Source organism: Streptomyces bambusae (assembly GCF_019400985.1).
GTDB classification, from domain to species: Bacteria; Actinomycetota; Actinomycetes; order Streptomycetales; family Streptomycetaceae; genus Streptomyces; species Streptomyces bambusae_A.
Genome location: NZ_WTFF01000428.1, coordinates 1 through 5,167, shown reverse-complemented (window position 1 = coordinate 5,167; position 5,167 = coordinate 1). Strand labels below are relative to the sequence as shown.

Sequence of the window (5,167 nt, the reverse complement as noted above, 5' to 3'; positions counted from 1 at the left end):
GCCGCGGGCGGGGCTTCCGCCGGCGCCGGATCCGCCGGCGCCACCGCCGCGGGCGTCAATGCGCCGGGGGGCTCCCCGCGCGTCGCACCGCCCGATCCGGCGGGTGAGGGCGTACGTATCCAGGAGGACCGGGACGTCCTGAACCGCCCGACCCCGGCGGACGACGTGGCCCAGGCGGACGACGCGATCGCGGACGACGCGGGCCGGGCGGAGCGCACACCCGACGCGCACCGCCCGCACCCCCCTCACGGTGCGGACGACGCGCCCGGCGGGGACGACGACAGGGACGGCCCGGACGACAGCACCGATGTGAACGAGAACGCGAACGACGCGGACGACGCGGCCAACGCGGACGACGCCGAACCCACTGGAGCACGTGTGCCGACCACCTCCCCCAACTCCTCTGACGCCGATGCCCGGAAGGCAGCCCTGATGGAGCTCAAAACGTCCCAGCCCCTCTTCGTGCGCTCCGGCCAGCCCAGGGTCATGGGGAACGTCCCGCCGAAGAACCCCAACTTCACCGGTCGGGAGAGCCTGCTGGCGGCGGTGGAGGCGCAGCTGCGTTCGGACGAGACCGCGGCGGTGCTCCCGCACGCCCTGCACGGCATGGGCGGCGTCGGCAAGTCCCAGCTCGCCATCGAGTACATCTACCGGCACAGCCACGAGTACAACGTCATCTGGTGGATCCCCGCCGAGCGGGAGAGCCTCGTCCTCGGCGCCCTGGTGGACCTGGCCCGCGCGCTGAACCTGGACGTCGGCCCGCAGGCCAACACGGCGGTGCCCGCCGTGCGCGAGGCGCTGCGCACCGGACGCCCGTACGACAACTGGCTGCTGGTGTTCGACAACGCCGAGGACATCGAGTCGGTCCGCGCCTACTTCCCCACCGGCGGCCCCGGCAAGATCATCGTCACCTCCCGCAACCGCGACTGGGAGCGGGTCGCCGCGCCCCTGACGGTCAACGTCTTCGAGCGCGAGGAGAGCATCGCCCTGCTCCAGCGCCGGGCCAGGGACCTGAGCACCGAGGACGCCGACCGGCTGGCCGAGGCGCTCGGCGACCTGCCGCTCGCGATCGAGCAGGGCGGCGCCTGGCACGCCGCCACCGGCATGCCCGTCAGCGAGTACCTGCACCTGCTGGAGCAGCGCCGGCCCGGCATCCTGGAGCTCGACCCCTCGCCGGACTACCCGATCTCCGTGGCCGCCGCGTGGAACATCTCCCTGGACCAGCTGGCGGCGAGCAATCCCGCCGCCCGCCAACTCCTGGAGATCTGCTCCTGCATGGCGCCGGAGCCGATCCCGCTGAGCATGCTGCGCGGCACCCGCAACGTGGACATCACCCCGGAGCTCGACCCCGTCCTGCGCGACCCGGTCCTCCTGGCCCGCGCCACCCGCGACCTGAGCAAGCTGTCGCTGATCAAGCTGGACCACAAGAACGGCACCCTGCACATCCACCGCCTGATGCAGGCCGTGCTCGCGGCGGGCATCGACGAGAGCCGGACCCGGGACCTGCGCCGCGCCGCGCACGTGCTGCTCGCCAGCGCCAAGCCCGGCGCCCCGGCCGCGCCCGACCAGTGGCCCGCGTACCAGGCCCTGCTGCCCCACGTCATGGCCAGTGGAGCGGTGCGCACCTCCGACCCCTGGGGCCGCGAACTCATCGCGTCCATCGTGCTCTACCTGTACTTCTGGGGCGCGCACACCGCAGGCGCCGAGATGGCCCAGGAGGCGTGGGACGCCTGGCGGGCCGGCGCCAGCGAGGAGGACCCGCAGGTCCTCCAGATGGGCAAGCACCTGGCGTTCCTGCTGCTCCAGACCGGCGAGGTCGAAAAGGCCCTGGAGCTGAACGAGACCGTCCTGGAGATCTCCCGGCGCCGGTCCATCGCCGAGGAGGAGCTCATCGACTCCATGACGCAGATGGCCGGCGCGCTGCGCTACAAGGGCGACTTCACCGCGGCCCGGGAGCTCGACATGGAGGCCGACAGCCGGGCCCGCGACCTGTTCGGCCCCGAGGAGCCCCCGACCCTGCTGGCCGCGCACAGCTACGGGGTGTCGCTGCGGGCGTCCGGCCGGTTCGCGCAGGCCCGGGAGCTGGACGAGGAGACGGTCCGGCAGTGGGACACGCTGTACGGGCCGACGAACGGCCTGACCCTCAACACGATGAACGGCCTGGCCATCGACATCCGGGAGAACGGCGACTACCCGGCCGCCCGGGTCATGCAGGAGGAGACGTACCGGATCTACCGCACGGTCTTCGGCGAGGACAACGCCTCGACGATCCGCGCGGCGCGCAACCTCGCCGTGTGCCGGCGCCGGGACGCGTCGCTGCAGGAGGCGTCCGACCTCACCGAGGAGACGCTGGAGCGGTTCACCCTCCGCTACGGGTCCGACTACCCGGACACGCTCGCGTGCGCGGTCAACGCCACCGTCGACCGGCGGCTGCGCGGGGAGTTCGACTCCTCCCGGGAACTGGGCGAGAAGACCCTGGAGCGCTACCGGGCGACGCTGGGCGCCCGGCACGCCTACGCCCTCATCACGATGACGAACCTCGCGGCGACCCTGCGCGCCCTGGGGGACGTGGACGGCGCCGAGGCCTTGGACCTGGAGGCCTCGGGAATGTACCGGGAGGTCCTCGGGGAGCTGCACCCCTTCACGCTGACCGGGTCCCTGGGGCTGGCCAACAACCACTACGCCCGGCTGGACTTCGACGCGGCCCGGGTCGTCGACGAGGAGCTCCTGCCGAAGTTCGTCCGCTCCTGCGGCTCCCACCACCCGCTCACCCTGGCCTGCCGGGCGAACCTCGCGCTGGACCTGCGCGGGCTGCACCGGATCCAGGAGGCGGACGAGCTCAACTCGGAGGCGATCGAGGGCTTCACCCGGGTCCTCGGCCCGGACCACCCCTGGCTGGTGGCGGCGCGGCTGCACCAGCGGATCGAGTGCGACATCGCGCCGATGCCGCTGTAGGCCCGGCCGGTCGCCCTCCGCGGGGGCTCGGGGTGGATCGCCTCGGGCCCCTGGCGGGTCGGACGGCTCGCGTTGACACCCGTACAGCGGCCGGCGGCTGAGCGGACTCCCGTACGGCCGCCAGGGCGCGGGCCGTACGGCCGCCAGGGCGGGGCCGGGATCAGAGGGGGCCGGGGGCGTTCGACGGGTGGGCCTCCGCCGGGGCGGCCGGCTGCCCCGGTGCCGCATCGGCCGATCCGTTCGACACACCCGTCATGTCCGACACACCCGTCACGCCCGACACACCCATCACGTGCGTCACACCCGTCACGTGCGTCGCTTCCGTCTCGGCCAGGGCCTCCGCCAGGGCCGCCGTCGCGGGCCGTGGCAGCAGCGGGGCGGCGGCCCCGTCGCCGGCCCGCTCCCGCAGCCGGCGGACCAGGACCAGCAGTGGCTCGGTGATCAGGGTGGTCGCCAGCGCCATCAGGACCAGCGCCGTGTAGAGCCGGCCGCTCAGCAGGCCCGCCTGGAGGCCGACGTTCAGGGCGATCAGCTCTGTCAGGCCGCGGGTGTTGAGCAGTACGCCGACCGTTCGGGCATCGTGCCGGTCCAGGCCCGACAGGCGGGCGGCGACGGTCCCGCTGCCCACCTTGACGGCGATGGCGAGCACGGTCAGGAGCAGCAGGGCGACCAGGCCGCCCGAGTCGAGCTCGCCGATCTTCACGGCCTTGCCGGAGACGACGAAGAAGAACGGCAGCAGCAGCATGCCGATGTCGTGCAGCGGCCGGACCAGGTCCGGGTCCAGCGTGCCGCCGCGCTCCCGGGGCGTGACCACACCGGCGAGCAGCGCGCCGAAGATGACGTGCAGGCCGAGGGCGTTGGTGGCCCAGGCCGAGGCGAAGGCGAAGCCCACGAGCACCGCCAGCCGCACCGAGGGGTCGACCTGCGGCCGCCACAGCAGCAGGCGCAGCAGGGGCCGGGCGCCGAGCAGCATCGCCGCCGTGAACAGCACGATCAGCAGCAGCCGCACCGGGAACGGCAGGCCGCCGTCGTGGCCGCCCGCCTCCAGCAGGGTGCCGGCCAGGACGATCCAGCCCACCACGTCGATCAGTCCGGCGGCCGAGACGGCGACGATCCCGGGGACGGTCCCGGCCAGCCCGTTCTCGCGGACTATGGCGGTGAGCACCGGTACCGCCGTGATGGACAGCGCCACGCCGAAGAACAGGACGAAGGCGAGGGTGGCGTCCTCGGGGGCGCCCAGCCGGGCGAGCTGTTCGTGGAAGAGGAGCGCGGCGCCGCAGCCGGCCGCCATCGGCAGCAGGAACGACGCGAGGGAGACCGCCACCACCGAGCGGACCCGGCCCTTGACCACGCCGAGGTCGAGCTCGTACCCGACGGCGAAGAGGAACAGGACCAGGGCGATCTGGGAGAGCCCGGTCAGGACCGGGACGAGCTCCTCGGGGAACAGTGTTTCGGCCAACCCGGGGGAGATCCCCGCCAGCATCGTCGGGCCGAGACCGATGCCCGCGATCAGCTGTCCGATGATCGTGGGCTGCCGCCAGCGCCGGGCGAGCCAGCCCGCCGTGTGGGCGATGATCAGGATGAGCGCGGTGGCACCGACGAGATGAGTGATCATCACATCAGAACGCATGCGGTCCCCCTTGTGGAGTTGCGCGCCCCGCAAGAGGGCAACTTTTTCCAGCATACTGAGGAAGTTGACGACACGTTATGTGCCACGATCCCCACACGAGGACCCGGGGTGGAGCCGGCGCAGGCGTCGGGCAAGGCCTCGGGCGGTAGGCCCGGGAGGGCGTGGGCGGGGGGCACATGACCACGGCACTGTTCATCCATGGCACGGGCGTTCGGGAGCCCGGCTTCACCGAGTTGTACGGGCGATTCTCGGCCGGGCTGGCCGAGGTCGCCCCGGGCGTGGGCGTGGCCCCGTACTACTGGGGAGGAGAGCTCGGCGCACGGCTGGGGGCCGGCGGCCTGTCCGTGCCCTCCACGGGCGGGCGGAGCCGCGGCGACGGCCTCGGCGAGGGATTCGGCGGGGGATTCGGCGACGGCCTCGGCGACGGATTCGGCCGGGGTCTCGACGGGGGTCCCGGCGGGCTTTCCGAGCCGGGTGACGACGAGGCGGAGCGGTGGGCCGGGCTCTACCGCGACCCCCTCGCGGAGCTGGCGCTCGCCGCCGGCGCGTCCGCCGGCCGCGACGGCCGGGCCGGCTCGGCCG

Annotated in this window: 2 protein-coding genes and 1 pseudogene; 2 read left to right on the top strand and 1 reads right to left on the bottom strand. The window is 73.4% G+C overall.

Annotated features, from left to right (window positions below):
• The coding region (gene fxsT, locus GPJ59_RS33260; RefSeq protein ID WP_258025292.1) for an FxSxx-COOH system tetratricopeptide repeat protein at positions 1–2,955 on the top strand (2,955 nt) is incomplete at its 5' end.
• Between the two features lie 160 nt (positions 2,956–3,115).
• Here fxsT and GPJ59_RS33255 read toward each other — a convergent pair.
• Positions 3,116–4,585: a cation:proton antiporter gene (locus GPJ59_RS33255; protein ID WP_219671638.1), complete on the bottom strand. Its 1,470-nt coding sequence runs from the start codon at positions 4,583–4,585 to the stop codon at positions 3,116–3,118.
• Between the two features lie 176 nt (positions 4,586–4,761).
• Between GPJ59_RS33255 and GPJ59_RS33250 the strand changes: the two are divergent.
• Positions 4,762–5,167, top strand: a pseudogene (locus GPJ59_RS33250) (hypothetical protein); the annotation flags it as partial.

What these genes read in the sequence shown, in the direction of transcription:
- GPJ59_RS33255 (WP_219671638.1), bottom strand. Translation starts at nt 4,585, where the DNA reads ATGCGTTCTGATGTGATGATCACTCATCTCGTCGGTGCCACCGCGCTC.